Source organism: Streptomyces sp. NPDC002076 (genome assembly GCF_053593835.1).
This window is the reverse complement of sequence record NZ_JBSFDI010000020.1, coordinates 1-22266: the sequence shown is the minus strand read 5'-3', so window position 1 is coordinate 22266 and position 22266 is coordinate 1. Positions and strand designations below refer to the sequence as shown.

Sequence of the window (22266 nt, the reverse complement as noted above, 5' to 3'; positions counted from 1 at the left end):
CAATTACGCCCCGGCACTCCGCCCGCGTCATTCCCCGAAATCTCGGGACTTGACAGACGACGGCGACCTGCTGTTTCCTTCGCTCTCTCAGGCCGGTTTGAGCCGCGAGAACCGGGAAACCGGGCCTCTTTCGTCAGCATGCTCTGCCGCAGCCGGGGGACACATCGGGTGGACACCCCAAGTTCCACCCCGGCACACCCCGCATCGCACCCCAGATTTCCGCGACAACACCCCACCTGCCGACCTGCCTTGATCGGTCTGGATCTTTTGCGCTGCTCCCGCCACAGAGGGAAACTGACCGGTGATGGACCTGCTAGAGCGAGAGGCCGTGCTCCAGGACCTCACCGGTCACCTGCGGGATGCCGTGAGCGGCCCTGGGCGTGTGGCCCTTGTGCGCGGCGAAGCCGGCATCGGCAAGACCAGCGTCGTCAACCGTCTTGCCCAGCTGGCCGATCCCCATATCCGGGTCCTGGCCGGCGCCTGTGACCCGCTGGCCACCCCCCGCCCCCTGGGCCCGCTGATGGACCTGGCCCCGTACTTGGGCCGGGCGGCGCGCACCGCCTTGACCGGCGCGTTTGCCGGCACCTGCCGTCCCGACGAGGTCTTCGACTGCCTCCTCGCCGACCTGAGCTCCTACCCCAGCCTGCTGATCGTGGAGGACGTCCACTGGGCCGACGAGGCCACGATGGACCTGCTGCGTTACCTGGCCCGGCGGCTGCCGAGCGTTCCGGCGCTGGTGGTGGTCACCTACCGCGACGACGAGATAGGCCGCACCCACCACGTGACCGCTCTCCTCGGCACCCTGGCCGGCTATCCCTGGGTGCACCGCCACGACCTGGCCCCGTTGAGCCGTCGGGCCGTGGCCCGGCTGGCCACCGGACACGCCGTCGACGCCGAGCAGCTGTATCACGTCTCCGCCGGCAACCCCTTCATCGTCACCGAGATCCTGGCCGCCCCCGCCGAGCCCATCCCCGCCACGGTGCGCGAGGCCGTCGCCGGCCGCCTGGCCGGCCTGTCGGCCGCGGCACGCGGGGTCGTCGACGTGCTGGCCGTCCTGGGGCGCCGGGTCTCGCTGCCGCTGCTGGCCGGCATGCTGCCGGCCCCGGAGGAGGCGCTCGACGAGGCCGTGGCCTGTGGAATCGTGCGGACCGACGGGCAGGTGACCGAGTTCCGCCATGAGCTGACCCGGCAGGCGGTACTGGAGTCCGTCCCCGCCCCCAACCGTCTGCGGGTGCACCGGCAGGTGCTGGCGGCGATGCGGTCCCGCCCGGTCGCCGCGGACGATCTGGCCCTGCTGGCCGATCACGCCGAAGGTGCCGGGGATGCGACCGCCGTACTGGAGTACGCGCCCGCCGCGGCCGCCCATGCCGCCGCGCTCGGCGCGCACCGGGAGGCGGCCGCCCAGTACGCCCGCGCCCTGCGGTATGCCGACCACCTGACGCCCAACCAGCACACCTTCCTGCTGGAGGGCCATTCGCAGGCCTGCCTGCTGTCCAGCCGGCTGGACGAAGGGGTCGCCTCCCGCCGCAGGGCGGTGAAGCTGCGCCGTGCCCAGGGCGACCGGCTGCGCGAGGGCGACGATCTGCGCTGGCTGTCGTGCTGGCTGTGGCCTGCCGGGCGGACCGCCGAGGCCAGACGGACCGGCCTGGACGCGGTCCGGGTGCTGGAAGGGCTCGCGCCGAGCCGCGAGTTGGGCCGGGCCTACCTGAACCTCTGCCAGCTGGCCTGCTACGAGCACAAGGGGGTGGCGGTGGCCGCCGCCTACGCCGACAAGGCGATCGATCTGGGTGAGCGCTTCGGCGATGCCGGCGTGGTCGTCCAGGCCCGCTTCCATGCCGCGGCGGCACGCATGCTGAGCGAGGGGTCCGGCTGGGAGGACTGCGAACGGGCGGTGTCCAGCGCGATGGCGCAGGATCTGCCGGAGGACGCGGGTTTCCTGGCGTTCAACATGTGCTGGTTCACCGCGCTGCAGCGGGACACCGCCCAGACCACCGCGGCCGTGAAACGGGCGGAGGCCTATTGCCTCGATCGCGACCTGTTGTCGTACCTGCTGTGCACGAGGGTCTGGGGCAGCTGGGGGCTGCTAAACCGGGGCCTGTGGCCCCAGGCCGCCGATGCAGCCCAGAACGTCCTGTCCCATCCCAGCTCACCACCGGTCGTCCGGGCCCTCGCCCTGACCGTCCTGGGCCTGGTCCGCGCCCACCAGGGCAAGGCCCAGGTGTGGCCGCTGCTGGAGCAGGCGGCGAGCCTCGTCGACTCGAACTGCCTGCTGGACACGGGCCTGGGGTGGGAGGCCCGGGTCGAGGCGGCCTGGCTGGCCGGTGACCACGAGCTGGTGCGGACCGAGGCACAACGCGGTCTGGACGCGTTGGCGGAGCGCACCCACCCCTGGCTGTCCGGTCCCCTGGCCTGCTGGATCCGCCGCGTCGGAGGGACACCCCCGCAGGTGGCCGCGGTCGGACCCCACGCGCTGGAGCTGGCCGGCGACTGGGCCGGCGCCGCCGCCGAGTGGGACAGGCTCGGCTGCCCGCACCACGCCGCACTGGTCCGCCTGTCCGGCGACGCGCCCGCGCTGCACCAGGCTTTGACCGCCTTCGAGGCCCTCGGCGCCCGGCCGGCCGTGGCGCGCACCCGCGCGGTGATGCGCGCCCTCGGCGTCCGCCCGATCCGGCGTGGCCCGCGGGCGGCCACCCGGGCCAATCCGTACGAGCTGACCATCCGGGAAATGGATGTCCTCAAGCTGCTGCACGAGGGCCTGTCGGATGCCGAGATCGCCGCTCGCCTCTACATCACCCCGAAGACCGCCGGGCATCACGTGGGCGCGGTACTGAGCAAACTCGGCGTCCACACCCGTCAGGAAGCCGCCCGCAAACTCCACCATTCCGAGCGCGGGTGACGAGAGCGCGGGTGATGGGAATGCGGAAAGCAGCCTTGCGAAGCGTCGGCCTCGTCGCCGCGGCCGCCTCCTGCTGTACGGCGCTCGGCGCATGGGGCGCGGCAACGGCTGAAGCAGGTGCCCTGCAACCGCAGAAACCACAGGCCGCACCGATGAAGTCGGAACTTCAGTGTTACGCGACACAGCGCAACCCCGATGCGACGGTCTGCTACCGGTATTCGTGGAAGGCCGAGTACCGGCACGGCGACGTGGTCTATGTCCCGATCCTCATCGAGGTACCCACGCCTTCGCCTCCGCCGTCCGTGACGATCGTCGACAGTCTGAACGACATCCGCCCGACCGACACGGGTTGATCGCACCTCAGGCGTCAAGAACCTGCCCGGCCCGCTGCACGACGGGCGGCGCGACACTCCAGGGGAAGTTAATCCAGTCGTCCGTGCGCTTCCAGACGTACTCGCACTTCACCAGGGAGTGGGACTTCTCATAGATCACCGCGGAGCGCACCTCGGCGACGGTGTCGAGGCAGAAGTCGCGCACGAGCTTCAGCGTCTTGCCGGTGTCGGCGACGTCGTCGGTGATCAGCACCTTCTTGTCCGAGAAGTCGATGACGTTCGGGACGGGCGCGAGCATGACCGGCATTTCCAGGGTGGTCCCCACCCCGGTGTAGAACTCCACGTTCACGAGGTGGATGTTCTTGCAGTCGAGGGCGTAGGCGAGGCCACCGGCGACGAACACGCCACCCCGGGCGATGCTGAGCACGATGTCGGGCTCATAGCCGTCGTCGGCGATGGTCTGGGCGAGCTCACGGATGGCGCCGCCGAACGCCTCGTAGGTCAGGTTCTCCCGCACGTCACTCATGTTGCTGTGGCCCTCACACCTGGGTCCGATGGAAATTGACATAGGACCGCGAGGCGGTCGGCCCGCGCTGCCCCTGGTACCGGGAGCCGTAGCGCTCGCTGCCGTACGGGAACTCGGCGGGCGAGCTCAGCCGGAACATGCACAGCTGGCCGATCTTCATCCCTGGCCAGAGCTTGATCGGCAGGGTGGCGAGATTGGACAGCTCAAGGGTGACGTGGCCGCTGAACCCGGGGTCGATGAACCCGGCGGTGGAGTGCGTGACCAGCCCGAGCCGTCCGAGCGAGGACTTCCCCTCGAGCCGGGAGGCAAGGTCGTCGGGCAGGCTGATGACCTCGTAGGTGGAGGCGAGCACGAACTCCCCGGGGTGCAGGATGAACGGCTCGTCGCCCTCCGGCTCGACCAGCCGGGTCAGATCGGGCTGCTCGACCGAGGGGTCGATGTGCGGGTACCGGTGGTTCTCGAACACCCGGAAGTAACGGTCCAGCCGAACATCGACGCTCGACGGCTGCACCATGGATTCGTCGTAGGGATCGATCCGTACCCGCCCGGCGTCGATCTCGGCCCGGATGTCCTTGTCTGAGAGAAGCACGTAGCGAGGATACGCAAGGCGCGCGGAGCCGCGACAATCGTGACGACTCCGCGCGCCTGTGTTACGGCTGCGATCTGTGGTACGGCCGCTTGTCCGTGTTACCGCTGCTGTCCGTGCCGAGCTTGTGCCTCTGTCAGCGCTTCTCCAGGGCGACCGGCACCACACTGCGGAGCCGAGCGCACCGGGGACACCGCATGAGCCGGCCGGGGCCGAGCCGCTCGGCCTGCTGCATCGGGAACGAAGCGGTGCTGAAGACGTGCCCGTCCGCGCAGCGGACGACGGTGCGTTCCATCAAGTCCCTTAAGTCCCTTCCCCAAGAGCCTCGTCGGGCGCAACGCCCTGACGACAAAAGCCACATTACGGGATCAAAGACATGACTCTCCAGGCGGCACTCCGGCCTCCCCCGACCCCTCCGCGAGGCCTCCACGGTACGCCCCAACTCGCCCCGTCCGCAGCCGGATCCACCCCCTGAAGCAGACACAGACCCCCGGGCCTCGGCACCAGGGGTCTGCGATGATGTACAGTGAGCAAGGTCCGGACACCGGATCCGCAGGGATCATGTCCGTACTTACGCGGGTGTAGTTTAATGGTAGAACATCAGCTTCCCAAGCTGAGAGCGCGAGTTCGATTCTCGTCACCCGCTCCAATGAGAAACCCCAGGTCAGTGGCCTGGGGTTTATTGCTTGTCTAGACCATTTTCGGGGTACCGCGCCCTCTGCGTGCCCCAAGTCGCGCGCGCCACTTACCGGCGCCGAAGTGGTGAAGTCGCATACGCAAAGCGCCAGTTCGCGCCGGCGTCAGCTGCGGATGAGGGTGACTACCCGGCTTGGTCCTTGAAGCGCGCCAGGGCCAGCCGGCCCAGCAGCCCGCCGACGGCCATCGCCGCGAGAGTGAACACTGCTTGCGTTTCCCGAGTGAACAGCTGGGCCGCAGTGGCCCCGGTGGTCGCAGCGCCACCCCGGTGTCCGCTCCTGCGTCAGCGGTCTTCTCGGCAGGCGGCAGGGCATCGGTCATGGCCGGGAGTCTGCCGCCTGCCCTACCCATGGGCGGGTGGACGACCCCATCGAGGCACCGGAAAGGATCTCGGGAAAGGATCTCGGCGGAATCGGTGGTAGAGCCCGCGCTCACCGGACCACGGAGTCACGGCGTTCGATCATGGCGTCGCGGCGGCAGCCGTAATACCGGACGACACGCGCACAGTCCGCGACGGCGGATCGCCGCCCGCGCCGGCTGGTGACGCGGCTCTGTTCCTCATGCCTTCTCGGCCAGCGCGCGTGGATGCCCGGCGGTGAGCAGACCGATGTCCTCGGCATCGGACGTCAGGATCGTCACCCGGCCGGGATGCTGCAGGGCGGTCGCGCACAGCATGGCGTCGATGGCGTACTTGTGACCGTGCTGCCCCGCTGCCCGCAGCAGGGCAGCGGCGGACTGCGCAAGGTCTGGGTCACCGGCTCTACGCGCAGCCGGGACAAGGTCCACTTCAGCGCGGCGTCGTTGATCTTCGGGTGGATGACCTCGACGAGGACCGCGGCCTATGTGATGACCGGTAGATCAGCGCCACGGGCAGCTGTCAGCCACTCGTGCACCTCCCGGTCCAGCTGCACCGCCTTCACCAGGCCCTCGCTGCCCAGGACCAGGGCACCGCTCATGCGGCCGCCCCGGCATCCGAGGTCCCGCCGGTGAGCGTCTGGCCGCCTGGCACCAGCAGGAAGCCGCCTTCACCGCGGAACTCGTGGTGAGCGAACTGGTCACCAATGCCATCCGCTACGGCTCCCCACCGATCCACCTGCGGCTCATCCGTGACGCGGCGTTGATCTGCGAGGTCAGCGACGCCAGCAGCACAGCCCCGCATCTGCGACGCGCCCGCCTCTTCGACGAAGGCGGCCGGGGCCTCCTCATCGTCGCTCAGCTCGCCCAGCGGTGGGGCAGCCGTCACACCCGCGCCGGCAAGACGATCTGGGCCGAACTACCCCTCACCCCTGCGGAGCATTGATCTTCATCCGCGGGGAGGTCCAGTAGCGGGCGTGGTACGTGGTAAGCGGCAGGGCCGGGAGCAGCCATCAGGCGTTCGCCACCGCCGGCTCAGCCGTGCCGCGCTCAGCCGCGGACGGGAAGCGGTCAAGACGAAAAAAATCTGTGACTCTTCGCGGCAACCTTTTCGGCCTCTCGGACCACTCAGCGTTGTCCGGCCAAGTGGTCCGGTCAGATGCAACGGCTGAAAGAGAGCACAGGCATGTCCCTGGAACGAGAGCACAGACATGTCCCCGGCCCACCCACGTCATCGGTGGCGTCCCGCGTCGGCGGCCACCGTGCCGACGGCGGCGCCCGCGGTGGTCGCCCGAAGCATCGTGGCCGTCGGTTGCTCGCGCGTCGGGGTTTCTGGGCGGGCCTCGTCATGGTGGTCGTGGCCGGCTCGGCTGTCGTGGTCAGCCAGGCTTCGGCGCAGCAAACCCTGGATCTGAAGAAGTGGTACGTGCTGGTCAACCGCAACAGCGGCAAGGTGCTGGACGACCGCGCTTTCGCCACGAACGACGGCGCGGCGGTGGTGCAGTGGGCGCGCCACGGCGGGGCCAACCAGCAGTGGCGGTTCATCGACGCGGGTGACGGCTACTACCGGCTGCAGAACCGGAACTCCGGCAAGGTGCTGGACGACCTCGGCTGGTCGAAGACCGCCGGCTCCGCCATCGTGCAGTGGAAAGACCTGAACGGCACCAACCAGCAGTTCAAACTGGCCAAGTCGCCGGACGGCTACGTGCGTTTGGTCAATCGCTTCAGTGGCATGGCTGTCGATGTCCGCCACGCCGCCAAGGCCGACGGGGGCGACGTCGTCCAGAACCGCGACCGGGGCGGCGCCGATCAGCAGTGGCAACTCGTCCCGGCCGGGAGTACGGGCAGCGCCGGTACGCCCACCGCGCCGGGCGGCAGCGTTCCCACCAGCCAGGCTCCGAGCGGCTCGCACCCGTCGTCGCCGTCGTCTCCCGAGGCTGGTGGCGGCAGCTCGACGACACGTTTCATGGGCAGTAGCACGGTGCTCATCGGCGGCTCGATGTCTGACGCCTCGGCGGCCGCCGCGCCGTTCGACGTGCGGTACGCCTATGTGCACAGCCAGCCCGCGCCCTCGTCGGCCTACTACTCGGCATCGCTCTGCCAGGCCGCGTGGTCGAGCTGGTGGGGCTGCTGGAACGGCAGCACCACGGCGCCCGGCACTTACGTGACCTGGCGGGACACCGTGGCGGCCCACGCGACGTACAAGGGCAGCCCGCGCCCGCAGAAGATGCTCTGGACCTGGTACTCGTTGCGCGACCTCGGGGATGCGGCAGGCCAGGGCGACGGTCCGGGCGAGGTCGTGGCCATCAACCGGCTTGACCTGCTCACCCGGTACATGAACGACTACCGTTTCTTCCTCCAGAAGATCGGTACCTCGCACGACATGATCGACCTCGAACCCGACTTCTGGGGCTACGTCCGGTCGCTCGGCGATCCGCACAAGGTTGCCGCGCAGGTCTCGGCCGCGAATCCGACGGATTGCGGATCCCAGGAGAACAGCGCCGCCGGACTCTCCCGCTGCCTGATCTCGATGGCGGACAAGTACGCGCCGAACACCGCCGTGGGCCTCCACCTCACCTGCTGGGACTGGCAGACCAACACACCGGCATGCGTCAAGGACTACGCGACCCTCGGGGCACAGAACGCCGACTTCCTGGTCACCGATGTGTCGGACCGCGACGCAGGCTGGTACGCACAGCCGGCCCACGGCGGCAGTGACCACTTCTGGACCGACCAGAAGGCCGCCGCCGCACTGCAGTTCTACAAGACGATGGCCGAGTCCGTGGGCAAGCCGGTGGTCCTGTGGCAGATCCCCGTGGGCAACATGGCGCAGAACAACACTCTCAACCATTACAAGGACGACAAGGTGGACTGGTTCTTCGCGCACATGGACCAGGTGGCGAACGCGCATGTCGCCGGGCTGCTGTTCGGTCCAGGGCAGCAGGAACAGACAACGGCCGAGACCGACGGCGGAAACCTGATCAGCAAGACCATCGCCTACCACAACTCAGGTGGCACAGCGCTCAAGTAGGCGAAGGCACAAATGCGCCCCCATCTCCCCGATGGGGGCGCGTTTGTCATCTTCGTCGGGCTGAGGACTTCTCGGCCGGCGCCGGCCATGTCGCCGTCGGTGCGGGCGCCGATCGAGGCGGCCTTGGCGAAGGCGGTGATCGTGCTGACAGGTGACGGCAGAACGCCGATCCGGGACGCCGACGCCCACGCCGCGCAGGATCAGGAGCACACCCATCTGCCGGACAAGCCCCGCCGGGCCTCTGCCTGGTCCCCAAACGACTGGAACCCCAGCCGACGCACGGCTGGGGTTCCTCGAGGCGGTGGGTATCGGTCAGCGGGTGGAGGTGCCCACGCCGTAGACCGCTCGTCTACGCGCCGGTGGACCGCACCTGATCGCGATCACCGTGGATCAGGCGGGTCAGCGCTGCAGGGTAAGCACACCAGGCCGCGGGCTCGTCGAGAACGCGTCCGGCGGCCACGTCGGAGAGCGTGTAGACGGTGCCGGAGGTGATGCCCCCGCCCGGCGTGCCGCCACTGCTGCCGCCCAGGGCGGTGAGCACCGCGCTGTAGGCGGCTCCTTGTTGCCGCCCACGTCGAACGCAGCGGGTTCTCACCGGTGCGCCAGGAGTCGCTGTCGCGGATGCCCCACACCGTGAGCACGTAGGCGCCGCCGAACGCGCGCGAGGAGACGAACTCCAGGTCGGACGCGGCTGTCGCGGCCAGCGCGTCGTCCGGCTCCAACAGGCGGGATAGAGACGCCACCAGGCGCTTGACCGCGTCGCGGTCGAGGTCGTCCTCGCGGCCGAAGGTGAACAGAACGGGGTGCCGGGCCCCATGGCCCGGTGGCCCTCTGCGCCACGGACCGTCCAGTTTTCGTGATCGGCGTCCGCCCTCACCCGTCTCATAGGCATGCATGTGACACGACAGATCAGCCGCCGCGCCATACTCAAGGCCACGGGCGTCGCGGCCGGAGCCGCCTCAATCGCCACCGCCGCCACCCCCTCGGTCGCGGCGGGCGGGGCCTTCGCGCACCCCGGCCTCCTCCACACCGGCGCCGACCTCGCCCGTATGGCCGCCAAGGTGAAGGCCGGCGCCTCCCCCTATACCGCCGGGTACGCGAAGCTGACCGCCAACCGGCATTCGCAGAGCGGCTGGACGCCCAATCCGCAAGCCATCGTGTACAGGGGCACCGTGTACAGGGGCACGGGCAACCCGCAGAACTACGGGGTCCTCTACCACGACATCCACGCCGCGTACCAGAACGCCCTGCGCTACCACGTCAGTGGCGACAGCTCCCACGCCGACACTGCCGTCGCGATCCTCAACGCCTGGTCGGCAAAGCTGACGAAAGTCGACGGCAGCGCCGACCGGTTCCTGGCGGCCGGGATATACGGGTACCAGGCCGCCAACGCAGCCGAACTCGTCCGCGACCACAGCGACTTCGCACTCGAGAGATTCCAGAGGATGCTGCTCGACGTCTTCTACTCGGTGAGTGAGGATTTTCTCGCCAACCACAACAACGGCACCCCGGCCCCCCACTACTGGCCCAACTGGGACCTGTGCAACATGGCCTGCGTGCTGGCCACGGGCATCTTCTGCGACGACCAGGCCAAGGTCGAGCGGGCCGTCGAGTACTTCAAGCACGGCGACGGCATGGGCTCGATCAAGCACGCCATCCCGGTCGTGCACGACGACGGGCTCGCCGAGTGGATGGAGGCCGGGCGCGACCAGGGGCACTCGCTGATGGGCGTCGGCCTGATGAGCACCATCTGCGAGATGGCCTGGAACCAGGGCATCGACCTGTACGGCTACGACGACAACCGCTTCCTCAAGGGCGCTCAGTACGTGGCCAAGTGGAGCCTGGGCGGAAATGTGCCGTACACGCCCTACGCCCTCGTGGACCATCGGCCGGGGATCCAGCACCCCACCAACGTCGCCACCGCCAGCCCGGCGCAGATGCGGCCGGTCTGGGCCATGGCCGCCAACCACTACACCAAGCGGCGCGGACTGTCCGCCACGTACCTCACGCAGATCGCCGCCAAGGCCGCGCCCGAGGGCGGCGGCGGGGACTACGGGCCCAACAGCGGCGGGTTCGACCAGCTCGGCTTCGGGACGCTGGCGTTCACGCGGGACAAGGCAACGGACACCAAGGCCGCCCCGAAGCCCGCCGTTTCCGCCTCCCCCGCCGTTGGGGGCGGCCTCGCCGCGACCGGTTCCGGGGAGATCGTCGGGTGGACGGCCGCTGTGGGCGTCACCGCCGTCGCCGGCGGCCTGCTCTTCCTGCGCCGCCGCGACCGGGGGCGCCACGGGACGTCGTAGCAAGATGTAGCACATTCCCGGGATCTGTTACATCCCGACCATGTGCCACATCCCCAGGGGCTCCTCCAGGGTCTGGTCCGCGAAACCGGGTGTATCCGGCCCTGGCCCCCGGTTCCCTGTCGGCTGTCCTGTTCGCCGAAACGGTCGATCCGGCAGAGGTTGCTCGGCCCAGTTCGTCTTGCCGCGGCGGACGATCAGCCGCATGCCCTTGGGCCGGCCGTCGCGGGCGTTCAGGCAGGTCAACTCCCGGCCTGGTAGGCCGCTTGGACGTCGCCGTCCTGTGTCAGCGAGGTCTCCCACGCCTGCTCGGGGAGCCTACGCGATCGCCGCCTCGTTCTCCGGTCCGCTCGCAGTTCCATCGCGAGGCTCTCGCCGGGGTTCGCCGGCCAGCTGCCCAGCGGGTGGAAGCTGAGCGTCCCTTGAACGTGGCCGCGGTCCCTTGTTTCCTGGACGCGCTCGTGATGACGGTGGCGTCCAGGCCGACGACGATCCAGCCCGTCAGCCTCCGTTCGGCGACCGTGAGCCACGGGAAGCCGCCAGGCCGCCGGTGGAGCAGCATCCACACATGCCGGCGCACCCGCCGCCGTACCTTCACGATCCGTATCAGGGTCTTGCCGTCCGGTTCGGCCAGCAGGCGGCGCATCGTCGAATCCGAGGCCGCAGGGTCGAACACGGCCCTGACGGTGGAGCTGAAGCTGCTCGGCCTCCAACAGGCTCCACCGCCCGGGCAAGTCCTCAATGCCCCTGGCGCCTCGTCCTCCCCGACGGGCGACGTAGGTGGAATGGAGAACTTCTCCGTGTTTTTGAGATCCCGGTGGCCGGCCACGGGTCTTCACGTCCGTAAGGATCACCAGCACTTCAGGAAGCACCCTGACTCGATGAAGCGATCTTGGCACCTTGTCCTGGCGTCGGCTCTCGTCGCGGGAGCCGTCACACCGGTGGTTGCGGTGGGCAGCGCGGTCGCCGCAGACGGCGACATCACCTCGGCCGTCCTGGCGAACCGTGATGTCGTCCTGACCGGCGACGCGGTCGTGCGCGTCCCGCAGGGAACCCACACATACACCGGCGTGATCAGCGGTGAAGGAGCCCTTCGCGTGTCCGGCACCGGCACGCTGGTCCTCGCCAAGGACAGCACCTTCACCCTGCCGCACTCCCGGCAGCACCAGAGGGTCCAGATCCCGGGCGACAACCACCCGTACGTCGTGGTCGGCAGTCCCGACGAGCCCGCGGTCACCGTGGACGCGGGGGCGACCCTCCAGTACGGCACCGGCGGTACGACCGGCCTGATCGGGTCCTTCCCGTACAACACGCCCGGTTACCAGCAGAACCAGGACAACATCCGGGTGGACGGCACACTGCGTCTGTCGCTGACCCGGCTGTTCAACCTGGGCATCATCAGCGGCTCCGGCCTGGTCACCCAGCCCCGGAACATGTGGGGAACGCTCCAGATCTGTGGCACCAACCCGTTCTCCGGCATCTTCGACAACGGCACGGGCGTCAACTTCGCGAGCACCACCTGTGCCGCCGACCTGCCCAACGCCCGCTCCGTCGTCAACCGCGGTTCATGGATCATCGACACCCCGCTCAACCACACTGTCGTACAGCGGCAGAACTTCTACAGCCACGAGTACGGCAACGACGTCAACGTGCACTCCCGTCCGGGCAGCAAGGTGATCCTCACCGGCGTCTACAGCTGGAGTGACAGCGGCGGCAGGGCGGCGCCCTCACTGAGCGACCCCGCACTGAACTGGCGGCCCGTGGCCCACAAACTCAACAAACGCGGCACCAACATCGAGGGCGCCGACGTCCAGTGGGGCGACGGGACCACGCACCAGATCTTCATGCCCGGCACGGCGCAGACGGTCTACATCAACCTGCACGCCAGACGGCAGCGCTCCCGGCTCACCTTCGACTACAACGGACCGGTAACCCTGGGCGCGCCCATCGGCGGCGGCATGTACCACGACACCCTCGGCGCTCCCGGCGCCGGGGACGTCGTCATCGCCGGCACCAGCGGCAACGACGTGACCTTCGCAGCAGCGCAGTACTACGACGGATCCACCACCATCGACAGGAATGCGACCCTCCGTCTCGGCTCCGGGACCGCGGGCGGCGACGGGAGCCTCCATACCGGCGGAGCCCTCGACAAAGTGATCGACAACGGTTCACTCGTGCTCCGCAACACCGGGACACCCACCACCCTCCCGGCGGTGACCGGTGCCGGATCGGTGACGCAGAGCGGAGCCGCGGCCACCACCGTCACCAGCGCCGCCTACACCGGCGCCACCACCGTGGCCAAAGGCAGCCTGATCGTCTCCGGGACCTCCATGCGGACATCCAGCACGGTCGCTCTGACCGGGTCCTCGGCCGTCCTGGATCTCAGCAAGGCACGCGACACGACCCTGCGCAGGCTGCAGGTCGTCACAGGCGCGAAGATCCTTCTTTCCCGGAACTCCCCTGAGCTGACCGTTGGTTCGACGACCGCAACAGTCTCCGGTACCGGTCTCGCCATCGGCCGGGCACGCTTCTCCGTCAGCCGGGCCGGCGCCGACACCGTACTCACCGCTCTCGCCTCCTCCGCCGCGACAGGACCGGCGCCCTCCCCGGCCCGGACCGGCCGAGCGGCCACCCCCCTGGGCGCCTCCACCGGCACCATGGCCTCCACCGGCACCATGGCGGACACCGGCAGCAACGTCGGTGCTCTGTGGGCCGTCACAGGACTGGCGGGCGTCGTTCTCGCCGGCGTCGCCGCGGTCTTCGTCTTCGTGCGCGGCCGCTCGCGTCTGCGTACGTCCCCGCGTCACTCCCGCTGATCCCCGGCCGCCACGGATTCCACCGGCCCGCCCATGGCTGTCAGCGCTCACCCCTTACGATGACATCGCTGCCACGGTGTGTGACACCGAAGGCGATTGCCCGAGGACCCCCGCAACCCGGCTCGGTCGGCGCGAGCGGGGCTTCGTACCCGCGTCAGGTCGAAGGGAGACCCGATGCCAAGGCATGCCGCGCCCGCGGCCGACGTGATAGCCGCGGCTCGGGCCGGCGATCGCGGCGCCCTGGAAGAGCTCAGCTCCCGGACGCTTCCGCTGGTCTACAGCGTCGCGGCGCGTGCGCACCCGTACCGCGACGACGTCGACGACATCGTCCAGGAGACGATGATGCGCATCCTGCGCGGCATCGGGGGACTGGAGCGCCCGGAGGCGTTCCGGTCCTGGGTGATCACCATCACCGTGAACGAGGTCCGCGACCACATCCGCAGGCGCGGCAGGAGGGAGACGACGGGAGCGGCGTTCGACGCGGCTGAGCACCGGCCCGACCCGGCCGCCGACTTCGCCGAGGGGGTCATCCTCAACCTGCGGCTGTCCGGGCAACGCGAGGAGTCCGTGCGCGCGACCCGTTGGCTCGACGAGGACGACCGGGAGCTGCTGTCACTGTGGTGGCTGGAGACGGCCGGCCGGCTCGCCCGGGCCGAGCTCGCCTCCGCTCTGGACATGACCGGCCATCAAGCGGCTGTACGGGTGCAACGCATGAAGGAGCGCCTGCACACCTCCCGCGTCATCGTCCGGGCCCTCGCGGCCAGGCCCGCATGCGGGGAACTGACCCGGCTGACCCTGGACTGGAACGGGGCCCCCAGCGGCCTGTGGCGCAAACGCCTCGGCCGCCATGTGCGGCAGTGCCCGCGGTGCGTGCGCCACGAGGAAGGCATGCTGGCCCCGGAAGGACTGCTGGCGCCCCTGGCCCTCCTGCCCGTGCCGGCGGCACTGCTGGCCTGGCGCCCGTGGCTGTCCGCGGGAACGCACGCCGCGGCGGCCGGCCATGCCGGCACCACGGCCACTTCAGGCAGCGGGGGTTCCACGACGGCGGGGACGGCAGGGACCGCAGGGACGAGCCTCACCGCGAAGGCCGTGGTGGCGGCGAGTGCGCTGCTCGCCGTGGGCGGTGGCGTGCTCGTGTACGCGGCCCCATGGTCCAGCCCGTCGGCGCGTCCGGCCACCGCCCCGACGGCTTCCGTCCCGGCACCCGCGCCCTCGCGCACCGCATCCGCATCACCGTCACGGCCGGCACCGGTACTGGGCTCGGCCGTCTCGCATCCCTCGCCCCGGCCGCGGTACGGGTCCGTGGTCGACACCGTGGACAGCGCGCCACCGCCGGTCCGGCCGCCCGCCGCATTGCCCCACCGCCCGCAGACCAGGGTGACGATGACGGGGCTCAAGAGACACCTGGACGGCTATCAGCTCGTCCACCGCGGGGACACGGTGGTACTGCGCGGGAAGGGCTACTTCACCGTCCACTGGGACGTGATGTACGGGCTGCGCCCCGGGCTGCTGACCATGCCCTCGTGGACCGGACTGCGAGGAAGGCTGTTCCACGTGGCCTCGGGCGGCGGCCACCGCATGGACGACCGTCAGCCGGGCGCGACCGCCGGCGGCACCTGGATGGGCAACCGGCAGCAAGGACTGATCATCCTGCCGCCGGGAGCCCAGCAGATGTGGCAGAACGAGTACTACTACCTCGACGGCAGCGTCACACTCCACCTCAACGAAACCCAGGCCGACTACAACCTCGACGTCCTGCCCTCCTCCTGGCAGGAGACAGCCGACGACATCGCCAGTCCCCCGGCCCCGCACTCCGCCGACCGCGAACGGTACGGACTCGTGCGCGACACCGGCCGCGACGACGCCCCCGTACCGCAGTACACCACCCGCTCCACGCCGACCGACGCGGGCACCGTGCCCCAGCGCTCCGTCGTGTCCTGACCATGGGCGGTTGCCCAGGCGGGGCGGTGCCCTTGCCGAAAACTTATCCGCCCTGGTGGGAGCCGGTGTGCGGTTCGGCGACCGCGGCCGCTTGCGCCTATTCACGGTCCGGGACCGCCGACTCGGCAAGAAGAGGGTGCGGTTCCACCCGGGTGATCGGGCATTCATGGCGGCGCCGCTGCACCAGCTCCCGAAGGACGTGCTGCCCAGGCTGCTGATGCGTCCGGACACGGTGCTTCGGTGGCTCCGCGACCTGCTCGCGCCCCGCCACGCCGCCGCATCCCAGCAGCCTAATGGGACTTGTCGGGTCGTGAGTGAGACTCGATGAGTGGCCGCCGGCTACTCCTCTGCCCTCCAGGACGCTGGCTTCGTGCGCGCGATGCGTGAGCGGACTGTCCGGCACGGAGCGTCATGCGCGGGATTGAGCGCTGTTACAGGAGTGTGCATCTGCAATGCCAACACGTCAGGCACATCACGCACCCGCAGGTGCAGTACCGCAACGGAGCAGTCGAGCCCCCGCACCCCGTCCCCTTGTGGGTCCGTGCCCTAAGCGTGCCCATAAGACCGGGCAACAACGGTAAACAGCGGCACGAAGCCAGCCCTCCGAAGCCGCTTTGCGGCAACATGACTGCAGGTCAGAAGCAGTACCGCCATCCAAGCGCCGTCGCTTCCCAAGCTGAGAGCGCGAGTTCGGTTCTCGTCACCCGCTCTTCGTCAGGCGAGCCCTCAGCCCGCTGTTCCTGGGCGGTGGCGGACACCCGTCCTGGCGTGCTTCGTCGTGGGTGGTGCACAAGCCCCTTGTGAGAGCGGGCACTTGACCGCTGAGGGCCCTGCGTCAGAGCGGGAGGTCGTCGGGGAGTACCCGGAAGGCCTTATAGCGGCCCAACGGGCGTACGGCCCGGAAGTCTCGTCGGTCGAGGGCGAGGATCGCGTCCGTGTCGTAGTCGGCGGCAAGTGCCACGTTCACCGCGTCGGCGAGGTCGAGGTCCAGCGCGCGGTAGCGGACACGGACAGACTGGGCGGCGCCCAGGTGGCCCTCCGTGATCTCCGGCATGACGACACGACCCCGGCTCATCCAGCGACGCAGGTCGTCGACCGCGCTGAGGGCAGCCTCCCTGCCGAGCTCACGCGTCGCCACGTGATCCAGCTCGGCCAGCAGGAGCGGGGACATGACCAGCAGGCCCGCCGCCATGATCGCCTCGCTCGCCGCCCGGTGTTCCGGATGAGCCGAGTCCAGGGCAGCCAGAAGGCCGGACGTATCGGCGACGACAATGATCACGCGGCGGATCCGGAACCCGAGCCGGTCTCACGCCGGACGGCCTCGGCGACCGTGTCGCGGACCTCCGACTTGGACAGCGTGCGCCCCGGCCCCACGAAGGTGCGTGAGAACAGCGGCTCGTCCCAGACCCGGTTCGCCATGGCTGCAAGGTGGATGCCCTGGCGGATGATCTCGGCCTCGCTTATACCTCGGCGCTTGGCGGCCTCTTTGATGATGGCCAGGTCCTCGGGGTCGGCGTAGACGTTGGTGCGCTTCATGGACGTGTACCAAGAGAGTCCATGTACCAGATCCGCACACTTACCCCATGAAGTGCCCGGCAGCGACCTGGACAGCGGGCTCGGCCGGCTGCGCCGCCATGCCCTCACTCTCGCCCACGACCCGCTGGACAGCCTATGCGACCGGCTGTCCGCCCGGATGCCCCCCGGCAGCACCGACGACATCGCCCTCTTCGCCCTGCACCTGCCCGAGGCCGAAGCCGAGGCCGAAGCGACGAGTACGGGGCTCACGTCCCCGGAACCAGCACCAGAACCCGGAACAGGCCCCCACGCCCGGCCGGCGGACAAGCCGGCCTGACAGGCGCACAAAAGTCGACCGGGTCACAGGATCGCCGCGCCCAGCCCCTGTACGGCGTCATCCCTCAGGTGGCGCAGGAGCCTTCGTGGCCACGACGTGAGCGTGACCGCGGACACACCAGCGCCACCGGCGGTTCACTCGCTCACCGCGGCAGCCCCACAACACCTGCATTGACATGGCCTTGACCGGCGGAAGACGGCGACCGCATGGTGAAACCATCCGGCCCGCAGCTGCCCTGACATGCCTTCTGTCAAGGCTGGTTTTCGTCATGTGGCCCTTCCGAACCGCCTGAAACCGCACGGAGGCTTGATGCACCGACGCGAGATACCCTCCGGATCCCTGGTGATCCACCGGCACCGACCCAGACGGCGGGTGCGGCGGTTGGCAGCTGCCCTCACCGCGATGCTCACATTCACCGTCACTGCCCTCACCATCGGCCTGGCCACCGATGCCCAGGCCGCCACTCCCTCGTCCGCCCCGCGCGCGTCCGCCTCCGCGGGTACGACGGGCTTCGGCTGCTTCCATCCCCTGCAAGCAGGACAGGCCCGCTGTTTCGGCGTCATGAAGGCCCACCGCACCGCATCGGGCCGCATGTCACCGTTCACCACCGGCTCCCCGACCACGGCGGGGTACGTGCCGTCCGAGCTGCGTTCCGCCTACAAACTGGGCGCTACCTCGGGATCCGGTCGAACGGTGGCGATCGTCGACGCCATGGACGACCCGAACGCCGAGGCCGACCTGGCCGCTTACCGCTCCGCCTACGGTCTGCCTTCGTGCACCCACGCCAACGGCTGCTTCCGCAAGGTGAATCAGAGCGGCCAGGCATCGCCGCTGCCCTCCGGCGACTACGGATGGGCCGAGGAGATCAGCCTCGACCTCGACATGGTCTCAGCCGCCTGCCCCGGCTGCCACATCCTCCTGGTCGAGGCAAAGTCGGCGAACGTCTCGGATCTCATGAGGGCCGAGGACACCGCCGCCACCACATCGGGCGTCGTCTCGGTCTCCAACAGCTGGGGTGGATCCGAGGACAACACCATCACCTCCTTCGACTCGCACTTCAACCACCCCGGCGTCGCGATCACAGCGAGCTCTGGCGACTCCGGTTACGGCGTCTCCTGGCCGGCCTCCTCCCGGTACGTCACCGCCGTGGGCGGCACCTCGCTGAGCAAGGCGTCCAACTCCCGCGGCTGGACCGAGACGGCCTGGAGCGGCGCGGGCTCCGGCTGCTCGGCGTACGAGGCCAAGCCGTCCTGGCAGCACGACTCCGGATGCGCCAAGCGCACCGTGGCCGATGTGGCGGCGGTCGCCGACCCCAACACCGGGGTGGCGGTCTACGACACGTACAACAGCTGCCGGGGCGGGTTGTTGTGCGACACCGAGCTTCAACTCGGTGTCGCACAAGGTGCCGACGGATGGGTCGAAGTCGGAGGCACCAGCGTCTCGTCGCCGATCATCGCAAGCGTCTACGCACTGGCCGGAAACACCTCCCAGGTCGTCAACGGCTCGTATCCGTACAGCCACACCTCGGCGCTCAACGACGTCACCTCGGGCAGCAACGGCTCCTGCGGCGGCAGTTACCTGTGCACCGCGCGTCCGGGATACGACGGGCCCACCGGGCTCGGCACGCCCAACGGCACCGGCGCCTTTTGACGGCGACGCTCTTTGACCGACAAAGGCCGGGCTCGCGCCGCACCACTGCGGCGCGAGCCCGGCCCTTGCCTCGTCTCAGGACGCCGGCCTTGAAGCCGGTGTCCGTCGGCTCCGCCGACGGGTAGCTGTCGAGCCGTTCACCGCACCGAGCGGCGGCTGTACGCGGCATCTCCCAGCGGCTCAGTCGCCGGAGTGCCGTTGCCGTCCTTTCCCCCCTTTCCCGGCGTCGTGCTTGCCTGACCACTCGCCGCCCTTGTCGCTCCCATGTGCGGACCCAGGTGACGTTCGGGCGGCCGGAGGGGCAGGCGATGGCGTCGTGGCCGAGGTCCGACCGGCGGGCGTTGATGCGATGCGAGTGGGTGAGGGAGAGGCCGGAGGCGTAGGCGCCGTGGCGCCGGAATTCAGCGAGGCTCCGAGAGCCGTGGCACCGGCGAACAGCGCGAGGGCGGCGCCGGCGAGAACGGCTTTGGAGGCCAGTTTGCGGCGACCGGTGGGGCGGGAGTGTGTGCCGGCGCGGGATTCGCCGGCGTGCGGGGTCGGAGGCGGTGGGACTGCCGCGGTGGGCATGCGGGTGGTGTCGTCGTGCTCGGCCGGTCGTGGTGCCCCGTTCTGCGCGGCGAGCCAGACGGCTGCCTGCTCGGCAGTGGGCCGCTGGGCCGGGTCCTTCGCCAGCATGTGCAGCACGTAGTCGGAGAGCGGCTGCGGTATGCCGGGGCGCAGGCGGTCGGGCGGTGCTGGTGTGACACTGACGTGCTGCTGGACCACGGCCAGTGACGTGGCTCCGCTGAACGGAGGCCGCCCGGTGAGCAGTTCGTACAGGACACAACCGAGGGAGTAGACGTCGGACGCGGGCTGCGCGGGACGGCCCAGCGCGCGTTCCGGAGCCAGGTAGTCGGCGGTGCCGATGATCTTGCCTGTGGCGGTCAGGTCACTGGCGGCCGCCTCGGCGAAGCGTGCGATGCCGAAGTCGGTGATCTTCACCGTGCGGTCGGTGGTCAGCATGACGTTGGCGGGTTTGACGTCCCGGTGGACCACTCCCTGCTGGTGTGCCGCGGAGAGGCCGGCGGCCGCCTGGGCCGTGATGGCCGCCGCCTCGGCCGGGGGCAGGGCACCGCGTAGGGAGCGTTCCTGGGCCAGGTTCCAGCCGTCGACGAGTTCCATGACCAGGTGGGGCTGGTCATGGTGCGCGCCGAAGTCGTACATGCCCACGACGTTGGGGTGGTTGAGCCGGGCCGCGATCTGCGCCTCCAGGCGGAATCGCTCGGCGTCCGCCGCCTCCTCGGCATGCAGCAGCTTGACGGCCACGGGCCGCCCGAGGAGTTGGTCGCAGGCTCGCCAGACCTCGCCCATCGCGCCGCGTCCCAGCAGCTCCTGCAACTCATAGCGGTCCGCCAGCAGACCTTGCACACCCAACCCCGATCATCGCGTTGCTCGTAGTTCCCCCGGTCCGATGGTTCGGTTTGCGGGCGTTCGGTCCCGGTTGCCCGGGCCGATGCGCACTCCCTCTCGGACCCGGCCCCTCGGTCCCTGGGCCCACTCCTACAGCGCACCGGAGTGACGGGCCGTCACACATCTGGGGCACCCAAGGCCACGCGGCTCTCCGAACCGGGAGAGGCAGGGGCAGGCCCGGCACGGGGGAACCGAACCTGCCCCAGCACATCGGCGCCTGCAAACCTCCCCCCGGAGGATGGGCGCCATGACCCCGTCCGGGGTCACTTCCAACAGCGCGCCACATGTCAGGAGTGTCACGGGGGGACGCGAATGGTTGCGAGACCGACAACTCTGTGAAGGAATGCCCTGGACTCCTTCATGATCCGGTCACGGAATTACGCCAACACCGGCGACCGGGGACTTTGGCGGCACCCGAATCACACTCCTCCATTTCGTCCAGAAAATTGGCCTGACGTGTGAACATGCCGGTAAGTGCCTGCATAGGCAGCAATATTCGGGACATCACAGACGCCGGTGTAACGCTGCAGTGCATACGGAACGCAGGAGTAGGGAGAAGCGGGGTACCGACCGACTGAATCCGGGTGCCCTGGCGCAAGCACGCACACACGGCACTACGTCAGATCGGATATCCCCGTGAGAAACATCGACCCAGTTCCCGGATACCAGGCATACAACGAGCCGCCGGGCCCGGACCGCTCGCCGCACCGTCGGGCCACCACACGGCGTACGGCCATCACCATCTGCACGATCGTCGACATTGCGGCGGGCCTGCTGGGCCTGTGGATCCTGCTGTTCCTGCTCGACGCGAACCGCGCGAATGTGTTCGTCGAATTCGTGCGGGGCGCAGCGGGCTGGCTGTCCTGGTGGGCACAGGACATTTTCACGATGGACACAGAGGGACTACGCGTTGTCCTCAATTACGGTCTCCCTGCCGTCATCTATTTGCTGATCGGTCACGGGATCGCTGCCCGGCTCAACCGAGCCTGACCGTGGACCGGCCTCCTTATTGATCGCGACGAAAGCCGGCCGACCATGACACACGACTCCACTGGAAACGATCGCCTGCCGATCTATGAGGACCTGATACGTGAGCGGGGTGACGTCGTCGCCGAAGCTCAACTCGCCGCGGAACACACGCAGCACCAGGCAGCGCAATTGCTGACCGGACGGGACGCGGGTCAGCAAGCCCGTCGTTGGGACGACGGCGTCGGAGCCGCTGCGGCCGGTCAGCAGGAGCGGCGTGGGGCGCCGCCGTAGGGGGCGGGCCTCGACGCGGGTACGTCCGCGTGTCCCCTCTTCACCCAAGGACCAAGCCGTGGGCCAGGCGGGCCGACGGCACATCGAACCAGGAAGACCGGAAGACCGCAGATGGATTACTGCTCCACATGCCGTCGGCACCTCAACGGCGCACTGGTGTGCCCCGGGTGCGGCGCCTACGCCCCGGACATCGCCCCGCCCGCCGCCCATGGCCGCAGCGGCTCGCCCCCGGCGACGACGAGCGCCGCACCGGCCACAACGGCCCACCCGGACCCCACGGCCTCCGTCACGTGACACGACAGCTTCCCGGACGGCGGGACGGAGTCCACCGCTGCCATGGACGTGGACCCGCACGTCGCCGCCGGCGCCGACCAAGACGAACAAGGCCAAGAAGACCGGCAGGACGAAGAACGCGAACAAGACGGGCACAGGTCAGGGCAAGCCGAGCACCGAGACCAAGCCGTCGAAGGGGCCGTCCGACCGGCCCTAGAAGACTCATGAAGATCTTGGTGAGGGGCTGTCCGGGCATAGGCCGGGCAGCCCCTGTTCGCTATGCGGTGGCCGGGGCGAGTTGCCAGCT

The 22266-nt window shown here is 69.4% G+C and carries 17 protein-coding genes, 1 tRNA gene and 2 pseudogenes; 12 read left to right on the top strand and 8 right to left on the bottom strand.

Going from position 1 to position 22266, the window contains the following annotated elements:
• The first annotated feature begins 304 nt into the window (after positions 1 to 304).
• Together ACWCQS_RS33660 and ACWCQS_RS33655 are read left to right on the top strand one after the other, a co-directional pair.
• A complete protein-coding gene (locus ACWCQS_RS33660) occupies positions 305 to 2896 on the top strand; it encodes an ATP-binding protein (RefSeq protein WP_451007969.1) in 2592 nt (863 codons plus the stop codon).
• A gap of 20 nt (positions 2897 to 2916) precedes the next feature.
• Positions 2917 to 3249, top strand: a complete 333-nt coding sequence (locus ACWCQS_RS33655; RefSeq protein ID WP_451007968.1) for a hypothetical protein — start codon at positions 2917 to 2919, stop codon at positions 3247 to 3249.
• Positions 3250 to 3256: 7 nt separating this feature from the next.
• On the opposite strand, the gene ACWCQS_RS33650 is transcribed toward ACWCQS_RS33655, so the two are convergent.
• The 3 genes from ACWCQS_RS33650 to ACWCQS_RS33640 form a co-directional block, all read right to left on the bottom strand.
• Complete coding sequence (locus ACWCQS_RS33650; protein WP_451007967.1) at positions 3257 to 3754, bottom strand: phosphoribosyltransferase; 498 nt, start codon at positions 3752 to 3754, stop codon at positions 3257 to 3259.
• Positions 3755 to 3767: 13 nt separating this feature from the next.
• On the bottom strand, positions 3768 to 4343 hold the full coding sequence (dcd, locus tag ACWCQS_RS33645; RefSeq protein WP_055705140.1) for a dCTP deaminase: 576 nt from the start codon (positions 4341 to 4343) through the stop codon (positions 3768 to 3770).
• Positions 4344 to 4476: 133 nt separating this feature from the next.
• A complete protein-coding gene (locus tag ACWCQS_RS33640) occupies positions 4477 to 4635 on the bottom strand; it encodes a hypothetical protein (RefSeq protein ID WP_351812453.1) in 159 nt (52 codons plus the stop codon).
• A 280-nt stretch (positions 4636 to 4915) separates the two neighbouring features.
• On the opposite strand from ACWCQS_RS33640, the gene ACWCQS_RS33635 reads away from it, so the two are divergent.
• Positions 4916 to 4989 (top strand) — tRNA-Gly (locus tag ACWCQS_RS33635).
• Between the two features lie 605 nt (positions 4990 to 5594).
• Here the strand turns inward: ACWCQS_RS33635 and ACWCQS_RS33630 are convergent.
• Positions 5595 to 5992, bottom strand: a pseudogene (locus ACWCQS_RS33630) (DNA-binding protein).
• Positions 5993 to 6018: 26 nt separating this feature from the next.
• Between ACWCQS_RS33630 and ACWCQS_RS33625 the strand changes: the two are divergent.
• A pseudogene (locus ACWCQS_RS33625) lies at positions 6019 to 6336 on the top strand (ATP-binding protein); the annotation flags it as partial.
• 366 nt (positions 6337 to 6702) lie between these two features.
• Positions 6703 to 8421 carry an RICIN domain-containing protein gene (locus ACWCQS_RS33620; protein ID WP_451007966.1) on the top strand — a complete coding sequence of 573 codons (1719 nt, stop codon included), beginning with the start codon at positions 6703 to 6705 and terminating at the stop codon, positions 8419 to 8421.
• A gap of 349 nt (positions 8422 to 8770) precedes the next feature.
• On the opposite strand, the gene ACWCQS_RS33615 is transcribed toward ACWCQS_RS33620, so the two are convergent.
• Positions 8771 to 8962, bottom strand: coding sequence for a hypothetical protein (locus tag ACWCQS_RS33615; RefSeq protein WP_451008101.1), 192 nt, complete (start codon positions 8960 to 8962; stop codon positions 8771 to 8773).
• Between the two features lie 349 nt (positions 8963 to 9311).
• Between ACWCQS_RS33615 and ACWCQS_RS33610 the strand changes: the two genes are divergently transcribed.
• The 3 genes from ACWCQS_RS33610 (at position 9312) to ACWCQS_RS33600 (ending at position 15475) form a co-directional block, all read left to right on the top strand.
• Positions 9312 to 10721, top strand: coding sequence for an alginate lyase family protein (locus ACWCQS_RS33610; RefSeq protein ID WP_451007965.1), 1410 nt, complete (start codon positions 9312 to 9314; stop codon positions 10719 to 10721).
• An 878-nt stretch (positions 10722 to 11599) separates the two neighbouring features.
• Positions 11600 to 13534 (top strand): autotransporter, encoded by a 1935-nt coding sequence (locus tag ACWCQS_RS33605; RefSeq protein WP_451007964.1) that lies wholly within the window; start codon positions 11600 to 11602, stop codon positions 13532 to 13534.
• A 174-nt stretch (positions 13535 to 13708) separates the two neighbouring features.
• Complete coding sequence (locus ACWCQS_RS33600; protein WP_451007963.1) at positions 13709 to 15475, top strand: sigma-70 family RNA polymerase sigma factor; 1767 nt, start codon at positions 13709 to 13711, stop codon at positions 15473 to 15475.
• An 835-nt stretch (positions 15476 to 16310) separates the two neighbouring features.
• On the opposite strand, the gene ACWCQS_RS33595 is transcribed toward ACWCQS_RS33600, so the two are convergent.
• Together ACWCQS_RS33595 and ACWCQS_RS33590 are read right to left on the bottom strand one after the other, a co-directional pair.
• The gene (locus ACWCQS_RS33595; RefSeq protein WP_451007962.1) at positions 16311 to 16754 is read right to left on the bottom strand and encodes a PIN domain-containing protein; all 444 of its coding nucleotides are present in this window, start codon (positions 16752 to 16754) and stop codon (positions 16311 to 16313) included.
• Positions 16751 to 17011 carry a ribbon-helix-helix domain-containing protein gene (locus ACWCQS_RS33590; RefSeq protein ID WP_451007961.1) on the bottom strand — a complete coding sequence of 87 codons (261 nt, stop codon included), beginning with the start codon at positions 17009 to 17011 and terminating at the stop codon, positions 16751 to 16753. The genes ACWCQS_RS33595 and ACWCQS_RS33590 overlap by 4 nt, the downstream gene beginning before the upstream one ends.
• Before the next feature lie 52 nt (positions 17012 to 17063).
• Between ACWCQS_RS33590 and ACWCQS_RS33585 the strand changes: the two genes are divergently transcribed.
• Entirely contained in the window at positions 17064 to 17327 is a 264-nt protein-coding gene (locus ACWCQS_RS33585) for a hypothetical protein (protein ID WP_451007960.1), read from the top strand.
• A gap of 402 nt (positions 17328 to 17729) precedes the next feature.
• A complete protein-coding gene (locus ACWCQS_RS33580) occupies positions 17730 to 18977 on the top strand; it encodes a S53 family peptidase (protein WP_451007959.1) in 1248 nt (415 codons plus the stop codon).
• 180 nt (positions 18978 to 19157) lie between these two features.
• Here ACWCQS_RS33580 and ACWCQS_RS33575 read toward each other — a convergent pair whose 3' ends face one another.
• Complete coding sequence (locus ACWCQS_RS33575; RefSeq protein ID WP_451008098.1) at positions 19158 to 20384, bottom strand: serine/threonine-protein kinase; 1227 nt, start codon at positions 20382 to 20384, stop codon at positions 19158 to 19160.
• A 678-nt stretch (positions 20385 to 21062) separates the two neighbouring features.
• Here ACWCQS_RS33575 and ACWCQS_RS33570 point away from each other — a divergent pair.
• Positions 21063 to 21416: a hypothetical protein gene (locus ACWCQS_RS33570; protein WP_451007958.1), complete on the top strand. Its 354-nt coding sequence runs from the start codon at positions 21063 to 21065 to the stop codon at positions 21414 to 21416.
• 381 nt (positions 21417 to 21797) lie between these two features.
• Positions 21798 to 21980: an SCO2400 family protein gene (locus ACWCQS_RS33565; protein ID WP_451007957.1), complete on the top strand. Its 183-nt coding sequence runs from the start codon at positions 21798 to 21800 to the stop codon at positions 21978 to 21980.
• Positions 21981 to 22266 lie beyond the last annotated feature (286 nt).

Bases quoted from the DNA above. Each gene is read 5' to 3' on its own strand.
- ACWCQS_RS33660 (WP_451007969.1), top strand. From the start codon at position 305: ATGGACCTGCTAGAGCGAGAGGCCGTGCTCCAGGACCTCACCGGTCAC.
- ACWCQS_RS33655 (WP_451007968.1), top strand. From the start codon at position 2,917: ATGCGGAAAGCAGCCTTGCGAAGCGTCGGCCTCGTCGCCGCGGCCGCC.
- ACWCQS_RS33650 (WP_451007967.1), bottom strand. From the start codon at position 3,754: ATGAGTGACGTGCGGGAGAACCTGACCTACGAGGCGTTCGGCGGCGCC.
- ACWCQS_RS33640 (WP_351812453.1), bottom strand. From the start codon at position 4,635: ATGGAACGCACCGTCGTCCGCTGCGCGGACGGGCACGTCTTCAGCACC.
- ACWCQS_RS33610 (WP_451007965.1), top strand. From the start codon at position 9,312: ATGCATGTGACACGACAGATCAGCCGCCGCGCCATACTCAAGGCCACG.
- ACWCQS_RS33605 (WP_451007964.1), top strand. From the start codon at position 11,600: ATGAAGCGATCTTGGCACCTTGTCCTGGCGTCGGCTCTCGTCGCGGGA.
- ACWCQS_RS33600 (WP_451007963.1), top strand. From the start codon at position 13,709: ATGCCAAGGCATGCCGCGCCCGCGGCCGACGTGATAGCCGCGGCTCGG.
- ACWCQS_RS33590 (WP_451007961.1), bottom strand. From the start codon at position 17,011: ATGAAGCGCACCAACGTCTACGCCGACCCCGAGGACCTGGCCATCATC.
- ACWCQS_RS33580 (WP_451007959.1), top strand. From the start codon at position 17,730: ATGCTCACATTCACCGTCACTGCCCTCACCATCGGCCTGGCCACCGAT.
- ACWCQS_RS33565 (WP_451007957.1), top strand. From the start codon at position 21,798: ATGGATTACTGCTCCACATGCCGTCGGCACCTCAACGGCGCACTGGTG.